Source organism: Alcanivorax sp. DP30 (genome assembly GCF_009882945.1).
Lineage (GTDB): Bacteria > Pseudomonadota > Gammaproteobacteria > Pseudomonadales > Alcanivoracaceae > Alcanivorax.
The window spans coordinates 713381-726811 of sequence record NZ_WTUY01000002.1 but is presented as its reverse complement, the minus strand read 5'-3'; the positions used below and the strand labels follow the sequence as shown (position 1 = coordinate 726811).

The following is a 13431-nucleotide window of genomic DNA, read 5'->3' as shown; positions in this document are numbered from 1 at the left end:
GCCATGAGTCAGCGGCAACCGGCCATGCTTGATAGTAGTGATCGGGGCCTTGCCTACGGTGACGGGTTGTTTGAAACCATGCGGGTGGCGGCGGATGGGAGCATCCCGCTACTGGCATGGCATCTCCTGCGGCTGGGACGAGGTGCCCAGGCGCTGGGTATTCCCGTTCCCTCCACGGCACGACTGGAGCTGGCTGTTGAAAAGGCGCGGGCGTCTCTGGCCGGTGAGGGCCTCATCAAGCTTATGGTTACCCGGGGCGTGGGGGGCAGGGGCTACCTGCCGCCGGCGGATCCAACACCCTCCTTGCTCTGGCAAACCGGCAAGCTGCCGGTCTGGAATGACCGCGATCGACGCGAGGGCATCGTGATGGGGCTCTGTTCCCGGCCGTTGCAGGTCGATCCTTTTGCCGGCCACAAACATCTCAACCGTCTGGCCCAGGTGCAGGCCCGCGCCGAGGTGGCCCGACAGGGCTGGCAGGAAGGCTTGCTGCTGTCGGCTCGTCGTCAGCCACTGGAGGCAACAGCCATGAACCTGTTTGCCCGGTTTGAAGATGGGTGGTGGACCCCGGACCTGGTCGCGGCCAACACTGGCGTGGCGGGTGTCATGCGTGACTGGTTGCTGGATCACCTGAATACCCGTGCAGAGCCGGTACAATGCGATCTGAGGCCGCTGTCACAGCTTCGCCACGCGCAGGCCGTGTTTCTCACCAACAGTGTTGTCGGCGTGCTCCCGGTGCGTAAACTGGCGCAGTGGCAGTGGAGTGTGCCGACTTCGGTGCGTAACCTGCAAAGTCGGGTGGATGCCTTGTTTGGCGCCTGATCGCCCAGAGCGTACCTCCCGAAATCATTCCCGCTAGCTTTCCTGTTAACAGGCCCTACAATTCTTCTATGCGAAAAAAAATTCGAATCTTTGGACTGCTGGTGCTTCTACTGGTAGCAGCAATCCCCTTGGCGGGTGCCTGGGTTAGCAGTTATCTGCACCGTCCCCTGGGCGTGATCGAGCCTCAGATTGTGGTGGTAGAACAAGGCGCCGGGCTAAGCCAGGTACTTTACAACCTGCAGCGCGATGGCTTGCTGGGAGAAGGGCACAACGCCACCCTGCGGCGTCTGGGTGCGCGTCTCTACAGCGGTTTTACCGGCATGGATGGTCGCCTGCATGTGGGCGAGTACCAGCTGGCTGAAGGCGACTCCCTGCTGACGTTGCTGGAAAAAATGGATCGCGGTGAGGTGTTGCAGCGCAGCGTTACCCTGGTGGAAGGCTGGAATTTCCGGGAGCTGCGAACGCGCCTGGCCGCACAGGAATCGCTCATTCACACGCTGGATGGCCTGAGTGATCAGCAGATCATGGAAAAGCTGGGCTATCCGGAGCGTCATCCTGAGGGCTGGTTTGCTCCGGAAACCTATTTCTATACTCGCGGCACCACGGATCTGACGTTATTGCAGCGTGCCATGGCGCGCCAGCAGCAGGTTCTCGATGATGCCTGGGCCCAGCGGGCCGATGACCTGCCTTACGATGATCCCTATGAAGCGCTGATCATGGCCTCCATCGTGGAGAAGGAAACCGGTGTGCCCGAAGAGCGTGGCGAAATTGCCGGGGTGTTTGTAAACCGGCTGCGCAAAGGCATGCGCCTGCAGACCGACCCCACGGTAATCTATGGCATGGGCGAGCGTTACCAGGGCAACATTCGTCGTTCTGATCTGCGTAGGCCTACCCCCTACAACACTTACACCATTTTCGGGTTGCCCCCCACGCCGATTGCCATGCCCGGCAAGGACGCAATTCTGGCCGCCGTGAACCCTCAAGCCACGGAGTCCCTGTACTTTGTGGCGCGTGGCGATGGCAGCCATTACTTCTCCAAAACCCTGGCCCAGCATCAGAAAGCGGTCCGCGACTACCAACTGCGGCGTCGTAACGGATATCGGTCTTCGCCGGGAGCGTCACAATGAGTGGACGCTTCATAACCCTTGAGGGGGGCGAGGGCGCTGGCAAGAGCAGCAATATGGAATGGCTGGCTGAGCAATTGCGCGCTGCCGGTAAAACGGTGCTGCTGACCCGTGAACCGGGTGGCACCCCGTTGGCGGAATCCATTCGTGAAGTCCTGCTGGCCCCCAGTGACGAAGAGATGGCCGACAATACCGAGCTGCTACTGGTGTTTGCCGCCCGTGCCCAGCATCTGGCAGAAAAGATTCGTCCGGCTCTGGCGCGTGGCGAATGGGTGCTGTGTGATCGTTTCGTAGATGCCACCTGGGCCTATCAGGGCGCTGGACGTGGGCTGGATCAGGACGCCATCGGGGCGCTGGAAGAACTGGTGGTGGCCACAAGCCAGCCGGATATGACCATCCTGTTTGATGTGCCAGTGGATGTGGGCATGGCCCGGGCGGGCAAGCGTGCCGCACTGGACCGTATCGAGCAGGAAGACCGCGCCTTCTTCGATCGTATCCGTGAGTGCTATCTTCAGCGGGCAGATCAGCAGCCAGGGCGTTTTCGGGTTCTGGATGCCGGGCAGCCACTGGAGCAGGTGCGCGCCCAGCTTGAGCCACTGATCACGGAGATGCTGACATGGCCGTAACTGCCCGGGTGCAGGTGCCACTTCCCTGGCATCAGGATGAAATGGCACGGCTGCTGGATCAGCATCGTCAGGAAAGGCTGCCCCATGCGCTGCTGCTTAGCGGTCCACGGGGTATTGGAAAACTGCGTCTGGCCGAATCCCTGGCCCAGACTCTGCTTTGTAATAGCGGTAGCGATTTCCCCTGTGGCAAGTGCCAGGGCTGCCAGCTCAGCGCTGCCGGTACCCACCCGGATTATCATCGGCTCAGTCCGGAAGATGGCAGCAAGGCGATCAAGATCGATCAGGTACGCCAGTTGGTCAGCTTTGCCACTCGCACGGCCCAGTACGATGGCTACCGCATCGCCATCGTTGCGCCGGCCGAAGCGCTCAACCGTAACGCCCAGAATGCACTACTGAAAACCCTGGAAGAGCCGGGGAGCAAAACGTTGTTGCTGCTGGTCAGTCACCAGCCAACGCTACTGTTACCCACCATCCGCAGCCGTTGTCAGCAGCGCACCTTGCCGTTGCCTGCCCGTGAGCAGGCGCTGGAATGGCTGCAAGGCCAGACCGGTGATCCCGAGTCCCTGCTGGATGCGGCCCAGGGGGCGCCGTTGCAGGCCCTGGTGCTGGAACAGGCGGACTGGTTTGCGGATCGTTCCCGCTTGCTGGAGACATTGGTGTCTGTGGCGGAAGGGCGTCAATCCTCGGCACAGGCCTCATCGGTGCTGGCCAAACATGACCCGATCGAAATGGCCACCGTGATTTACGGCTGGCTGGGGCGGAGCCTGAAACAGTCCGTATCCGGTGTTGAGAGTGCGGATCCTCAGCTCGCTCCCTTGTTGAAGCGGCTGGCCGCTGCAGTTCCGGCTGCGCGACTGTTGCGTGCGGCCCAGCGGGTGCTGGAAGGGCGCCGCGCATTACTGTCCGGGGCCAACCCCAACAAGGAACTGCTCTACGAGCAGTGGTTGCTGGTACTGGTAGGCGTTGACGCTGCGCCGGCAGGCCACTAACCTTTAGACAACTTTAATAATAAAGTCGTACCGGTTTGCCCTGTCATGGCAGCCACAACGACCACGAGGCAACCCCTATGAAGATGCCCGGCGGACGAAGCGGGATTCTTTCACTGTCCATCAAGGACAAGGCCGTACTGTATTCGGCGTATATGCCCTTTATCACCAATGGTGGCCTGTTTATTCCCACCGAAAAGCAATACAAGCTGGGTGAAGAGATCTTCCTGTTGCTCAACATCATGGACGAGGCGGACAAGATCCCGGTGGCCGGCAAGGTAGTCTGGATCACCCCGAAAGGCGCCCAGGGCAATCGCAGCGCGGGTATTGGTGTACAGTTCTCGGATCAGGATGACACCGCCCGCGTCACCATTGAGAACCACTTGGCCGGTTCACTGGAATCGGATCGACCAACGCATACGATGTGATGCTTCACGCACCTCGCGTGTCGTAACAACGCAGGCTATGTTTCTGTTATTGTATTATCCCCGGAGGCCGCGCATGAGCGCGGCCTCTGACGTTTAAATTCTTGATGTTTTTTTGTGTTTTGCGTGCTGCGTGGTGCGGCTTATACGGAGTCCTTCATGTCGGTTGCCACTTTTGTGGATTCCCACTGTCACCTTGATCGCCTCAACCTGGATGCCCATGGCGGAGATTTTTCGGCCATGATGGAGGCCACAGCAGAAGCTGGGGTCAGCCATATGTTGTGCATCGGTGTGGACCTGGAAAGCTTTGCGGATGTTCAGGCACTGGCTGAGCGCTACCCGCAGGTATTCGCCAGCGTCGGTGTGCATCCGCTTTACAAGGAATCCCGTGAGCCTTCAGTCTCTGAGTTGCTGGAGCGTGCCAGTCATCCCAAGGTGGTCGCCATCGGCGAGACCGGCCTGGATTACTTCTATGCCAAGGAAGAGCGGGACTGGCAGAAGCGTTATTTTATCGCTCACATTCAGGCGGCGCGGGAAACGGGCCTTCCGCTGGTGGTGCATACTCGCGGTGCCAAGGAAGACACCCTGAACCTGCTCCGCGAGCATGGCGGTGGCGAAGTGACGGGTGTGCTCCACTGCTTTACGGAAGATCTGGACATGGCGCAGCAGGCCATCGAGTTGGGGTTCTATATTTCAATTTCCGGTATTGTCACCTTTCGCAACGCGGAGTCCCTGCGTGAAACCGTCAAGGCGTTGCCCATCGAAAAACTGCTGATTGAAACCGACTCCCCCTGGCTGGCGCCGGTGCCATTTCGTGGCAAGCCCAACGAGCCGCGGTTTGTAGCCAAGGTGGCAGAGTGCGTGGCAGAGTTGAAAGGCGTGAGTGTGGAGACCCTGGCCGACATCACCGCGGATAATTTCTTTACCCTGTTTAACAAGGCACAACGATGAATCAAACCCTGATGCTTGCTCTCGCGGCGCTGGCCGGTGCGGTACTGGCTGCGATTCTGGTCTGGCTGCTGGAGCGTCGCAGGCAGGGGAGTCTGGCTCTGCAGTGGCAGGAGGAAAAACACGCGCTGCGAGAACCCCTGGCGCAGTTGCCGCTGCTCAAGGAGCAACTGGGTAACGCCAGCCGGCAGCAACGAGAAGCCGAGCAGCGAGCTCAACACCTGGCGGCAGAGAAAGCCCGTCTGGAGGAACGCCTGGCCGGCCAGGAAGAGAAACTGGCTTTCGCTGAGAAAAGTCGCGAGCTGCTCAAACAGGAATTCGAGAATCTGTCCGCGAAAATTTTCGAGCAACGCAGCAAGCAACTTCAGGAACAGCAACATCAGGGGCTGGATGGTGTGCTGAAACCGTTCCGAGAGCAGCTAACCGATTTCCGCCGCCGGGTGGATCAGATCCACAGTGACGAGACCCGCACCCAGGCCACGCTGATGGAGCAGTTGAGCCAGCTCAAGGGGCTTAACCAGCAAATGCATGAGGACGCCAGGAATCTGACCGACGCGCTCAAGGGGCAAGTGAAGACCCAGGGCAACTGGGGCGAAATGATACTTGAGCGGGTGCTGGAATCGTCCGGCCTGACCCGAGGACGTGAATACGAAACCCAGATAGCGTTCAAGGATGAAAGTGGCCAGCGGCGGTTGCCGGATGCCATCGTGCGTTTGCCGGAAAACAAGGACGTGGTAGTGGACGCCAAAGTGTCCCTGTTGGCCTATGAGCGATTGTCCTCAGCCACGACACAGGAAGAGCGGGAACAGGCCTTGCGCGAGCATCTTGCTTCCCTGCGCAGTCACATCAAGGGCCTGGATATCAAGGACTACAGTGGTCTGGAGGGCATTCAGAGTCTGGACTTCGTGTTGTTGTTCATCCCCATCGAAGGCGCCTTTATGGTGGCCATGGAGCAGGATTCGAGTCTCTACACGGATGCGTTTGCGCGCAATATCGTGTTGGTCAGCCCAACAACCTTGTTGGTGACGTTGCGCACGATCCAGAACATCTGGCGCTATGAATACCAGAACCGTAATGCGCTGGATATCGCAGATCGTGCTGGCAAGATCTGCGATCAGGTGTCCTTGATCGATGAGTCGCTGGGGGATCTGGGCGACAAGCTCGAAAAGGCGCACAGCGCCTGGGAAACCACCCACAATCGCCTTACCCAGGGCAGGGGCAACCTGTTGCGTCAGGCCAATCAGCTGATTGATCTCGGTGCCAAGGCGCGCCGGGCGTTGCCACGATCTGATGAAGAAGATTCACCTGACTGACGGGTCTGTCGAACAATGTCGTGCCGAAATGTAAAATGTTTACTTTATATAAAAATAGTTTTAATAAATGAAATAGCAATAAAAATATTTTAAATATGCCGCCAAATGTCCACATCTTGCACCGAAAATCCAACAAAGTGACCTGACTTGTCAGTCGCAAAAGAGTGCCATCTAGAGCGCTCGTACTATCGTCGTAATATCAGAACTCCGTCACATGTAAACCCCTTAGCCCTTGGTTAGTATCCATTTGTAACGAGTGTCTAGCTATGGGTATTAACTATGTATCGTTTGATGGTGGTTCTGTGTCTTTGTGCGGGGCTGGTTCAGACGGCATCGGCAATAGACGCCCAGCCCCGCATCATCGGGGGACAGGATGTAACAACGATCAGGCCGTGGATGGCCGAGGTGGAAATCAGCCGATCCGGAGACCCGGTCAATTCTTCCACATTGTGTGGTGGCACCCTGATTGCACCCCAGTGGGTCGTGACGGCGGCACATTGTGTCGTGGGTGAAGGTGTCAAACTTGCACCGAATATTCTCTTCGTCTCTTTGGGCGGAACCCATCGTCTTGGTCGTGCTCTGGAGCAACATGCCGTCAGCGCTGTACTGGTGCATCCCGACTACCGTTCCGATAACTACCACAACGATATTGCCTTGCTGCGTCTGGGGTCGGTCAGCAAATTGCAGACTCTGGATCTGGCCAAGACCGAAGTGATCAAGTCGGTTGCTGCCAGTCCGAAGGAGTCGCTGCTGGCACTGGGCTGGGGCTATACCAGCAATAGCAACGGCACACTGTCCGATACCCTGCAGCAAGTCCAGCTGGATTATGTTTCTGACAGCTATTGTGCCAGCCAGTGGAGCCAGCTTTGGAAAGGGCAGATCTGTGCTGGAGAAATGGACCCTGCGCCGCAGCCTCAGGATACCTGCCGTGGTGATAGTGGCGGCCCACTGATCTACAACCAAGACGGCCAGCAGTGGCTTGTGGGGGTTACCAGTTACGGCCATGAAACCTGCGCCACCCGCGGTGTGCCGGCGGTGTATACCCGTATTGATAGCTACCTTGACTGGTTGGAGAGCGCCACGTCCGGCCTGTTGGTAGATCTGGAGACGGTTGGTTTGCCGGAGAAGCATTATCAAGCGCCAGGGACCACACTGAGCCTGAGCGCGGGTTTGGTGAATCGCAGCATTATCAACAAGGCCACCAATGTGGGGGTCACCGTGCGTCACGCTGCGGGTCTGGCGGTTTCCGTGCCGGGCTGGAGCTGTGTGGCGATGGGGGCTGAACAGACCCGTTGCACAGCAGGCAGAAATCTTTATGTGGGAGATGATCTGGGTTCGATTGCCCTGCGTTTCAGAAACGATGGCCAGCAATGGGCAGGTAATGTCAGTGTGTTGCCTTATAGTGATGGTCATGACTATTTCAGCGTGGCGTCCGAAAGTTTCAAACTGGTGTTCAGTGATCAACCCGATGTGGTGCTGAATGTGTCCAGTCAACGCCGGGCGGATGGTCGGGTAGTGATGACAGCCCGTGTAGAGAATGCGGCGACTCATCGAGCGGCATCTCGCGTTCGGTTGGGCTTCCAGATGCCGAATGGCTGGCAGGCACAGGTGCCAGAGAGCTGTTTCGGGGAGACGTTGGTGCAGTGTGGGCTGGGTGATCTGGCACCAGGCGCAGTCGTTGTGCAGCAACTGATTATGAAAGGCCAGGGGAATGGCCTGGTGTCCATCAAGGTCTGGACCGATAACGGCGATTTCCCCAGTGGGGACAACCAGGCGGCCAGCTACCCGGCGCTTGCCAGGAGTGTGGTCAGTAACAGTAGTGCCACCGACGCCGGGGCGGGGTCAGGCAGTGGTGGAGGCGGTGCGCTGTCAGGCCTGGTGTTGCTGCTAGTGGTTGGGGGCGCCGTTCGCCGGGGTCTCAACCAGTGACAGGTGGCGCTGACGCTCTGGTGCCAGCGCGCCCTGGTTGCCTTTCCAGGGCACGGCATCCATTCCCTTGGGGATGGCCGCCAGCTGGAAAGGCGCCTTGATGATTTCAAAGTAGGGTGAATGATCGAAGTCCGCCGCAGTGACTGCGCGGGGCTGCAGGCGCAGTAGTCGAGCCCCTGCGCCATCTTCCTTCACCAGGGGTAATACCGGAAATTGCACAAAGCTGAAGGCATCGGAAATTACGGTGCCACTCAGTGCCTTGATCAAGTCGCCAGCCCAACGGCGAAACAGTCCGCTGCGCCAGCGCAGCGGCATCCAGCGCCAGGGAATCAGTGCCATCAGACTGAGCGCGCCCCAGGAGCGGCCACCTCCGGCACCGATCCGGCTGATGGCATAACGCAGCACGTCTTGTGCTTCGTTGTCACTCAGACCCTGGGCACGGCACACGCGAAGCTGGCGACCCTCAAGTGCGGACAGCGGTTCCACGATCAGGCCGCGCTCAAGATTGGCATCAATAACCAGCTGGGTGTCCGGTTCGCAGGGGGTGTAATCGGCAAGCAGGGCACGCAGGGCAGGGTCAGCCACGTCGTGCAAACGCCCCACATAAAGTACGGCGCGAGCATAACGGCTGTCGCCGATCACCTTGAAGGTGCGATCAATGCTGCTGTGGCCGGCGACCAGAAGTACATCACAGGACCGGATTACGGTACGCAGGCTGTCCAGGTCAGCACTGGGCTGGCCGCTGTGGCTTTCATCACGTTGAAGCTGTCGACAGCACCATTCATACACCGCCCGCTGTTTGCTCATTGTTGCTCGCTGTTCATGGTTTGTTCCACATTGCAGGCAGCTTACAACAGCCCCAGCGCCCGGTCGATGACAGAAAATGCCGTGTAAAAGTGCGGAGAAAAGCGAATGCCTCCGCCCCGTTCTGCACAGACTACCCCTTGCTGCTTGAGTCGCTGGAAGGTCTCGGCGGGTGATTCATGGGGCATTGAAAATGTCACGATACCTGCCCGGCGTTCTGTGCTGGTGGGGCTGAGAAGGGTGGCGCCTTTCTGCTTCAGTCCGTCGATCAGATACTGAACCCGTGCCTGCAGCTCGCTTTGTACAGCCTGCATGCCGGTTTCCTGTAACAGGGACAGCGATGCATCCAGCGCGTGTATACCCAGCATGTTCGGGCTACCGCATTCGAACCGTTTGGCGTTGTCAGCGATTTGCCACTGGTTCTGCGTGTAGTCGCCGGCCCTGGCAATCATGTGCCAGCCATGCTGGCGCAGAATGAGGTGCGATTGCAGCTCCTGCCGGCAATAAAAGAGCGCCAGCCCCTCCGGTCCGAGCATCCATTTATGGCCGTCGGCCACGACAAAGTCGGCGCAGGCTTCGCGGGCATCGAAGGGCAGGGCACCAAGAATCTGGATGGCATCAACGCAGAAGAGAATGTCGCGTTCACGGCAGGCCTGGCCGATTCGCGCCATGTTCATCAGCAGGCCGCTACCGTATTGCACGGCAGACAGAGAAACCAGCCGGGTTTTCTCGCCCAGTGCATCAATGACCGCCTGTTCGGGGTCATCCGCATCCAGGCTGACTTCGATAACCTCGACCCCCTGTTGGGCCAGTGCCTGCCAGGGGATACGATTGGACGGGAATTCCTGGTCACTGATCACGATCTGGTCCCCGGCTTGCCACGTCAGGCCCTGGGCGATGACGGACAGCCCCTCCGAGGTGTTCTTCAGAAGGGCAACCTCATCGGTGTTCACGCCTCCGATCAGCCAGGCCAGCCGCTGGCGCAGGCGCTGCTCTACCCTTAGCCATTGCGGGTAATCGCGTGCCCCAATCCGACAATTCTCGTCGGCAAAGGCATGAACGGCCTGGCGGGTGCGCTCTGGCCAGGGGGCCACTGCGGCGTGATTCAGGTAGACAAGGTCTTCCTGTTGGGGAAAGTCCGGGTGATCGGCTGGGAACGACATCCTGGTGGCTCCTGTGGAGGTAACACGTTGATGTCATGCTACCGGCCTTGAAGGCGTTATTCAGTGACTGTTTAACAGGGTAACAGTTTGCCGGTAATCTGCTGCTGCCGTATGCGTACAAAAAAGGAATACGTTAGAATCACACCTGCAAAACACCGGAAAACGCCAGGCAGCACCAATCAGCCTGAATCCGGATGGTTTCGGGGCGCTTAGCAGCCCTGTTGTGCTCAAGGAGAATTGGATGGGTGACCTGGAAAAAGCCACGCGAAAAGCGCAGGAATTTCGTCAGCGTGAACGGCAGATTCTTGATGCCGCTCTGGAATTGTTTCTTGAGGAAGGCGAAGACCGGGTAACAGTGGAGATGATTGCCGACCGGGTAGGGATTGGTAAGGGCACCATCTACAAGCACTTCGAGACCAAGAACGAGATCTATTTGCTCCTGATGATCCGCTACGAGGAAGATCTGGCGGATGTATTCAAGCAGATCTCGGATGCGGACAACAAGGAAAGGCTGGTGCGTGAATACTTCCGCTTCCGCATTTCCGACCCCAAGCGCTACCAGCTGTTTGATCGCCTGGAAAACAAGGTGATCAAGGATCATGCCTTGCCAGAGCTGGTGGAAAAGCTGCATAGCATTCGCGAGGCCAATTTCGCCCGTCTTACCGAAATTGTGGAAGCCCGGATGGCAGAAGGCTCCCTGGAAGAGGTGCCACCCATCTACCATATCTGTTCCGCCTGGGCGCTGGCCCACGGTGCGGTAGCGCTGATGGAATCGCCGTTTTACAAGCGGTTGATCGAGGACAAGGAAGATTTCCTCGATTTCCTGATCGAGATAGGCATCCGCATGGGTAACAAGGGCCAGCGGGGCCCGCGATGAGCAAGACGGAAGACCTGCTCACGCTGCTGGACAAAGCAGGCCTGGACGAGCAGGGTTTGCCGCCGGTGGAGCAGTGGAAGCCGGAGCGTCATGCGGACATTGATATGCGCATTGCCCGTGATGGTACCTGGTACTACGAAGGCTCAGCCATTGAGCGCGAGCGAATGGTGGCCTTGTTCTCCACCATCCTGCTGCTCGAAGGGGATGATTACTTTCTCATTACCCCGGTGGAGAAGCTGCGTATCCAGGTGGATGATGCGCCTTTCGTGGCGGGAGAGGTGCAACGGGTGGATGGCAAACTGGTCTTCACCACCAATGTGGGTAGCCACGTTGTCGCCTCTGCCGAGCACCCCATCCGGGTAGTGACTGATCCTGAAACCGGTGAACCATCCCCCTACATCACTGTACGCAAGAACCTTGAAGCCCTTATTGGCCGCAGTGCTTTCTACCAGCTGATCGACTGGGGTAGGGAAGAGGGTGGCAGGTTGGTGGTTGAGAGTGGCGGGGAGCGGTTTGAGTTGGGGGCTCTGGAAGAATGAATAATGAATAGTTAATAACGTCGCAAGACGGGTTTTCGTGTTTTGAATCGCATGAGGCCGCGCCCAGAGTTTGGGCGCGGCCTCATTGCTTGGTATGAAGACAGTCGCTGCTCGCGCAGCTATTCATTATTAATTATCCTGTCGTTCATTGATTAAGGCTGACACTGATTAACAGCAACATCACCAGTACTACGCATGCTCCTTTCCAAAGCCGTAATTCATTGACGCTGCTATCCTTCGCCGCTTTGGTGCTGCGCACTGGCCGGCGCAGGGCGTCACGGAATTCGGCGGCGTCCGCGAAGCGCTGATTGGGCTGGCGATGCAAGGCGATTTGCAGCACGTTGTTGATCCACAGGGGGATAAAGGCATTTTGTCCCTGCAGCGCTGGCAAGGGTTGATGCGTGGCTTTCTCGTAGCGGCCGTGCCAGGGCAGGGCGCTGGTGAGCATCTCGTGGATGATGACACCCACTGAAAATAAATCGCTCTGCTCTGACGGGGTTGTGCCTTCCACCAGCTCAGGTGCACTGTAATCACGGGTGCCAAGGGGAATACCCGCGTTTATCTGCTCCATGCCCCGGCAGTGGCAGCTGCCAAAGTCCACGATTCGGACCAAGCCGTTGCTGTCCACCATGATGTTGTCGGGTTTCAAATCACCATGGATTACATCGGCTCGGTGCAGGGCCCGGATACCGTTGAGCAGTTGATCCGCCAGGTAGAGTTTTTCTTCCACCGGGGCGTCGGGGTGGTCGTTCAACCATTGCTTGAGGGTAACGCCATCAATGAATTCCAGGCGCTGGTACAGGCAACTGGGGTTATCCTGAATAGGCAGGTAGCGGAGCAGATGTGGGTTGCGCAGCCGGTTGCCAACCCAGCCCTCCATGACAAACCGTTCAAGGGAAAAGCGGTCATCCTCCAGATTGACAGAGGGGGTTTTCAGCACCGAGCGCTCTCCGTCCGCATCTTCCACCAGATAAAGATGACTGCGCACGCTGGCATACAATTCACGAATGACTGTGAAACCATCTACACGGACACCGGGAGTGAGTGGAGGCGGCAGGGGCAGATTGCCCCGTTGCCGTAACACTTCATCGGCACCGGCATCGGGCAGGGCGTCGATGGTCAGAACCTGGCAGCTGACATTGTCATCGCTGCCGTTGGCGATCGCGGCTTCCACCAATGCCTGGGAGCAGATCTCCGGTTTGGAGCAACCCCTCAGGATCCCCTGCATCCGCGAGCGACTGAGAAAGCCGTGCACGCCATCACTGGTCAGCAGGAAGATATCACCGACCTGAAGATCGCTGCTGCAGTAGTCCACATCCAGGCGGGTGTCTCCTCCCATGACGCGGGTCAGCACCTGGCGGTTATCACCGAGCATGCGGCTGTGATCGCGGGTCAGACATTCCAGCTTGTCGTTACGCAGGCGCCAGATGCGGGAATCGCCCACCTGAAACAGGTGAGCGGTTTGTGATCGCAGGATCAGCAGGGACAGGGTGCAGAGGTGACTTTCACCGGCAAGGGTTTGCCGACACAACCAGCGATTCAATGCTTCAAGCACTTTCTGGGCAGAGCGAGGAACACTCCATAATGCCGGTGTCGCATAGTAATCACTGATAAAGCCCAGCACGCAGGATTCGGCTGCTTCTCGTGCAGCGCCCGCTGTGGATAGACCATCAGCCAGTGCTGACACGATGCCCTTGGTGCGCAGCAGGCTCCCTTCGGGAATCCGCATGGCCAGCGCATCCTGATTGTGGAGCTTGGGGCCACTGTCACTGTATTGGCCAATGCGTACCCGGGGTGCCAGCTCCGGTTCCCTTTTGATAGGGGAATCATTCACGGCATCGGGCGTTTGCGTTGCAATCGAAACGTCCATGGTCATTC

Annotated in this window: 13 protein-coding genes; 10 read left to right on the top strand and 3 right to left on the bottom strand. The window is 58.3% G+C overall.

Annotated features, from left to right (window positions below; all coding sequences use genetic code 11):
- Positions 1-3: 3 nt before the first annotated feature.
- The 8 genes from pabC (at position 4) to GQF00_RS03890 (ending at position 8170) form a co-directional block, all read left to right on the top strand.
- Positions 4-819 (top strand): aminodeoxychorismate lyase, encoded by an 816-nt coding sequence (pabC, locus tag GQF00_RS03925; RefSeq protein WP_237440364.1) that lies wholly within the window; start codon positions 4-6, stop codon positions 817-819.
- A 68-nt stretch (positions 820-887) separates the two neighbouring features.
- Entirely contained in the window at positions 888-1946 is a 1059-nt protein-coding gene (gene mltG / locus GQF00_RS03920) for an endolytic transglycosylase MltG (protein WP_161317823.1), read from the top strand.
- On the top strand, positions 1943-2569 hold the full coding sequence (gene tmk / locus GQF00_RS03915; RefSeq protein ID WP_161317822.1) for a dTMP kinase: 627 nt from the start codon (positions 1943-1945) through the stop codon (positions 2567-2569). The genes mltG and tmk overlap by 4 nt, the downstream gene beginning before the upstream one ends.
- Positions 2560-3558 (top strand): DNA polymerase III subunit delta', encoded by a 999-nt coding sequence (locus tag GQF00_RS03910; protein ID WP_161317821.1) that lies wholly within the window; start codon positions 2560-2562, stop codon positions 3556-3558. The genes tmk and GQF00_RS03910 overlap by 10 nt, the downstream gene beginning before the upstream one ends.
- Positions 3559-3635: 77 nt before the next feature.
- The gene (locus GQF00_RS03905; RefSeq protein WP_161317820.1) at positions 3636-3983 is read left to right on the top strand and encodes a PilZ domain-containing protein; all 348 of its coding nucleotides are present in this window, start codon (positions 3636-3638) and stop codon (positions 3981-3983) included.
- A 156-nt stretch (positions 3984-4139) separates the two neighbouring features.
- Complete coding sequence (locus GQF00_RS03900; RefSeq protein ID WP_161317819.1) at positions 4140-4931, top strand: TatD family hydrolase; 792 nt, start codon at positions 4140-4142, stop codon at positions 4929-4931.
- Positions 4928-6241: a DNA recombination protein RmuC gene (rmuC, locus tag GQF00_RS03895; protein ID WP_161317818.1), complete on the top strand. Its 1314-nt coding sequence runs from the start codon at positions 4928-4930 to the stop codon at positions 6239-6241. The genes GQF00_RS03900 and rmuC overlap by 4 nt, the downstream gene beginning before the upstream one ends.
- A 279-nt stretch (positions 6242-6520) precedes the next feature.
- Complete coding sequence (locus tag GQF00_RS03890; protein ID WP_161317817.1) at positions 6521-8170, top strand: trypsin-like serine protease; 1650 nt, start codon at positions 6521-6523, stop codon at positions 8168-8170.
- On the opposite strand, the gene GQF00_RS03885 is transcribed toward GQF00_RS03890, so the two are convergent.
- Together GQF00_RS03885 and GQF00_RS03880 are read right to left on the bottom strand one after the other, a co-directional pair.
- Positions 8129-8977: a hypothetical protein gene (locus tag GQF00_RS03885; RefSeq protein WP_161317816.1), complete on the bottom strand. Its 849-nt coding sequence runs from the start codon at positions 8975-8977 to the stop codon at positions 8129-8131. The two genes, GQF00_RS03890 and GQF00_RS03885, sit on opposite strands and share 42 nt — an antisense overlap.
- Before the next feature lie 41 nt (positions 8978-9018).
- Positions 9019-10137, bottom strand: a complete 1119-nt coding sequence (locus GQF00_RS03880) for an aminotransferase class V-fold PLP-dependent enzyme (RefSeq protein ID WP_161317815.1) — start codon at positions 10135-10137, stop codon at positions 9019-9021.
- Between the two features lie 241 nt (positions 10138-10378).
- On the opposite strand from GQF00_RS03880, the gene GQF00_RS03875 reads away from it, so the two are divergent.
- Together GQF00_RS03875 and GQF00_RS03870 are read left to right on the top strand one after the other, a co-directional pair.
- A complete protein-coding gene (locus GQF00_RS03875) occupies positions 10379-11014 on the top strand; it encodes a TetR/AcrR family transcriptional regulator (RefSeq protein WP_161317814.1) in 636 nt (211 codons plus the stop codon).
- Positions 11011-11553: a DUF1285 domain-containing protein gene (locus GQF00_RS03870; protein WP_161317813.1), complete on the top strand. Its 543-nt coding sequence runs from the start codon at positions 11011-11013 to the stop codon at positions 11551-11553. Before GQF00_RS03875 ends, GQF00_RS03870 begins: the two co-directional genes overlap by 4 nt.
- 145 nt (positions 11554-11698) lie before the next feature.
- Here GQF00_RS03870 and GQF00_RS03865 read toward each other — a convergent pair whose 3' ends face one another.
- Positions 11699-13423, bottom strand: coding sequence for a bifunctional protein-serine/threonine kinase/phosphatase (locus GQF00_RS03865; RefSeq protein WP_161317812.1), 1725 nt, complete (start codon positions 13421-13423; stop codon positions 11699-11701).
- Positions 13424-13431 lie beyond the last annotated feature (8 nt).

What these genes read in the sequence shown, in the direction of transcription:
- pabC (WP_237440364.1), top strand. Translation starts at nt 4, where the DNA reads ATGAGTCAGCGGCAACCGGCCATGCTTGATAGTAGTGATCGGGGCCTT.
- mltG (WP_161317823.1), top strand. Translation starts at nt 888, where the DNA reads ATGCGAAAAAAAATTCGAATCTTTGGACTGCTGGTGCTTCTACTGGTA.
- tmk (WP_161317822.1), top strand. Translation starts at nt 1,943, where the DNA reads ATGAGTGGACGCTTCATAACCCTTGAGGGGGGCGAGGGCGCTGGCAAG.
- GQF00_RS03910 (WP_161317821.1), top strand. Translation starts at nt 2,560, where the DNA reads ATGGCCGTAACTGCCCGGGTGCAGGTGCCACTTCCCTGGCATCAGGAT.
- GQF00_RS03905 (WP_161317820.1), top strand. Translation starts at nt 3,636, where the DNA reads ATGAAGATGCCCGGCGGACGAAGCGGGATTCTTTCACTGTCCATCAAG.
- GQF00_RS03900 (WP_161317819.1), top strand. Translation starts at nt 4,140, where the DNA reads ATGTCGGTTGCCACTTTTGTGGATTCCCACTGTCACCTTGATCGCCTC.
- rmuC (WP_161317818.1), top strand. Translation starts at nt 4,928, where the DNA reads ATGAATCAAACCCTGATGCTTGCTCTCGCGGCGCTGGCCGGTGCGGTA.
- GQF00_RS03890 (WP_161317817.1), top strand. Translation starts at nt 6,521, where the DNA reads ATGTATCGTTTGATGGTGGTTCTGTGTCTTTGTGCGGGGCTGGTTCAG.
- GQF00_RS03885 (WP_161317816.1), bottom strand. Translation starts at nt 8,977, where the DNA reads ATGAGCAAACAGCGGGCGGTGTATGAATGGTGCTGTCGACAGCTTCAA.
- GQF00_RS03880 (WP_161317815.1), bottom strand. Translation starts at nt 10,137, where the DNA reads ATGTCGTTCCCAGCCGATCACCCGGACTTTCCCCAACAGGAAGACCTT.
- GQF00_RS03875 (WP_161317814.1), top strand. Translation starts at nt 10,379, where the DNA reads ATGGGTGACCTGGAAAAAGCCACGCGAAAAGCGCAGGAATTTCGTCAG.
- GQF00_RS03870 (WP_161317813.1), top strand. Translation starts at nt 11,011, where the DNA reads ATGAGCAAGACGGAAGACCTGCTCACGCTGCTGGACAAAGCAGGCCTG.
- GQF00_RS03865 (WP_161317812.1), bottom strand. Translation starts at nt 13,423, where the DNA reads ATGGACGTTTCGATTGCAACGCAAACGCCCGATGCCGTGAATGATTCC.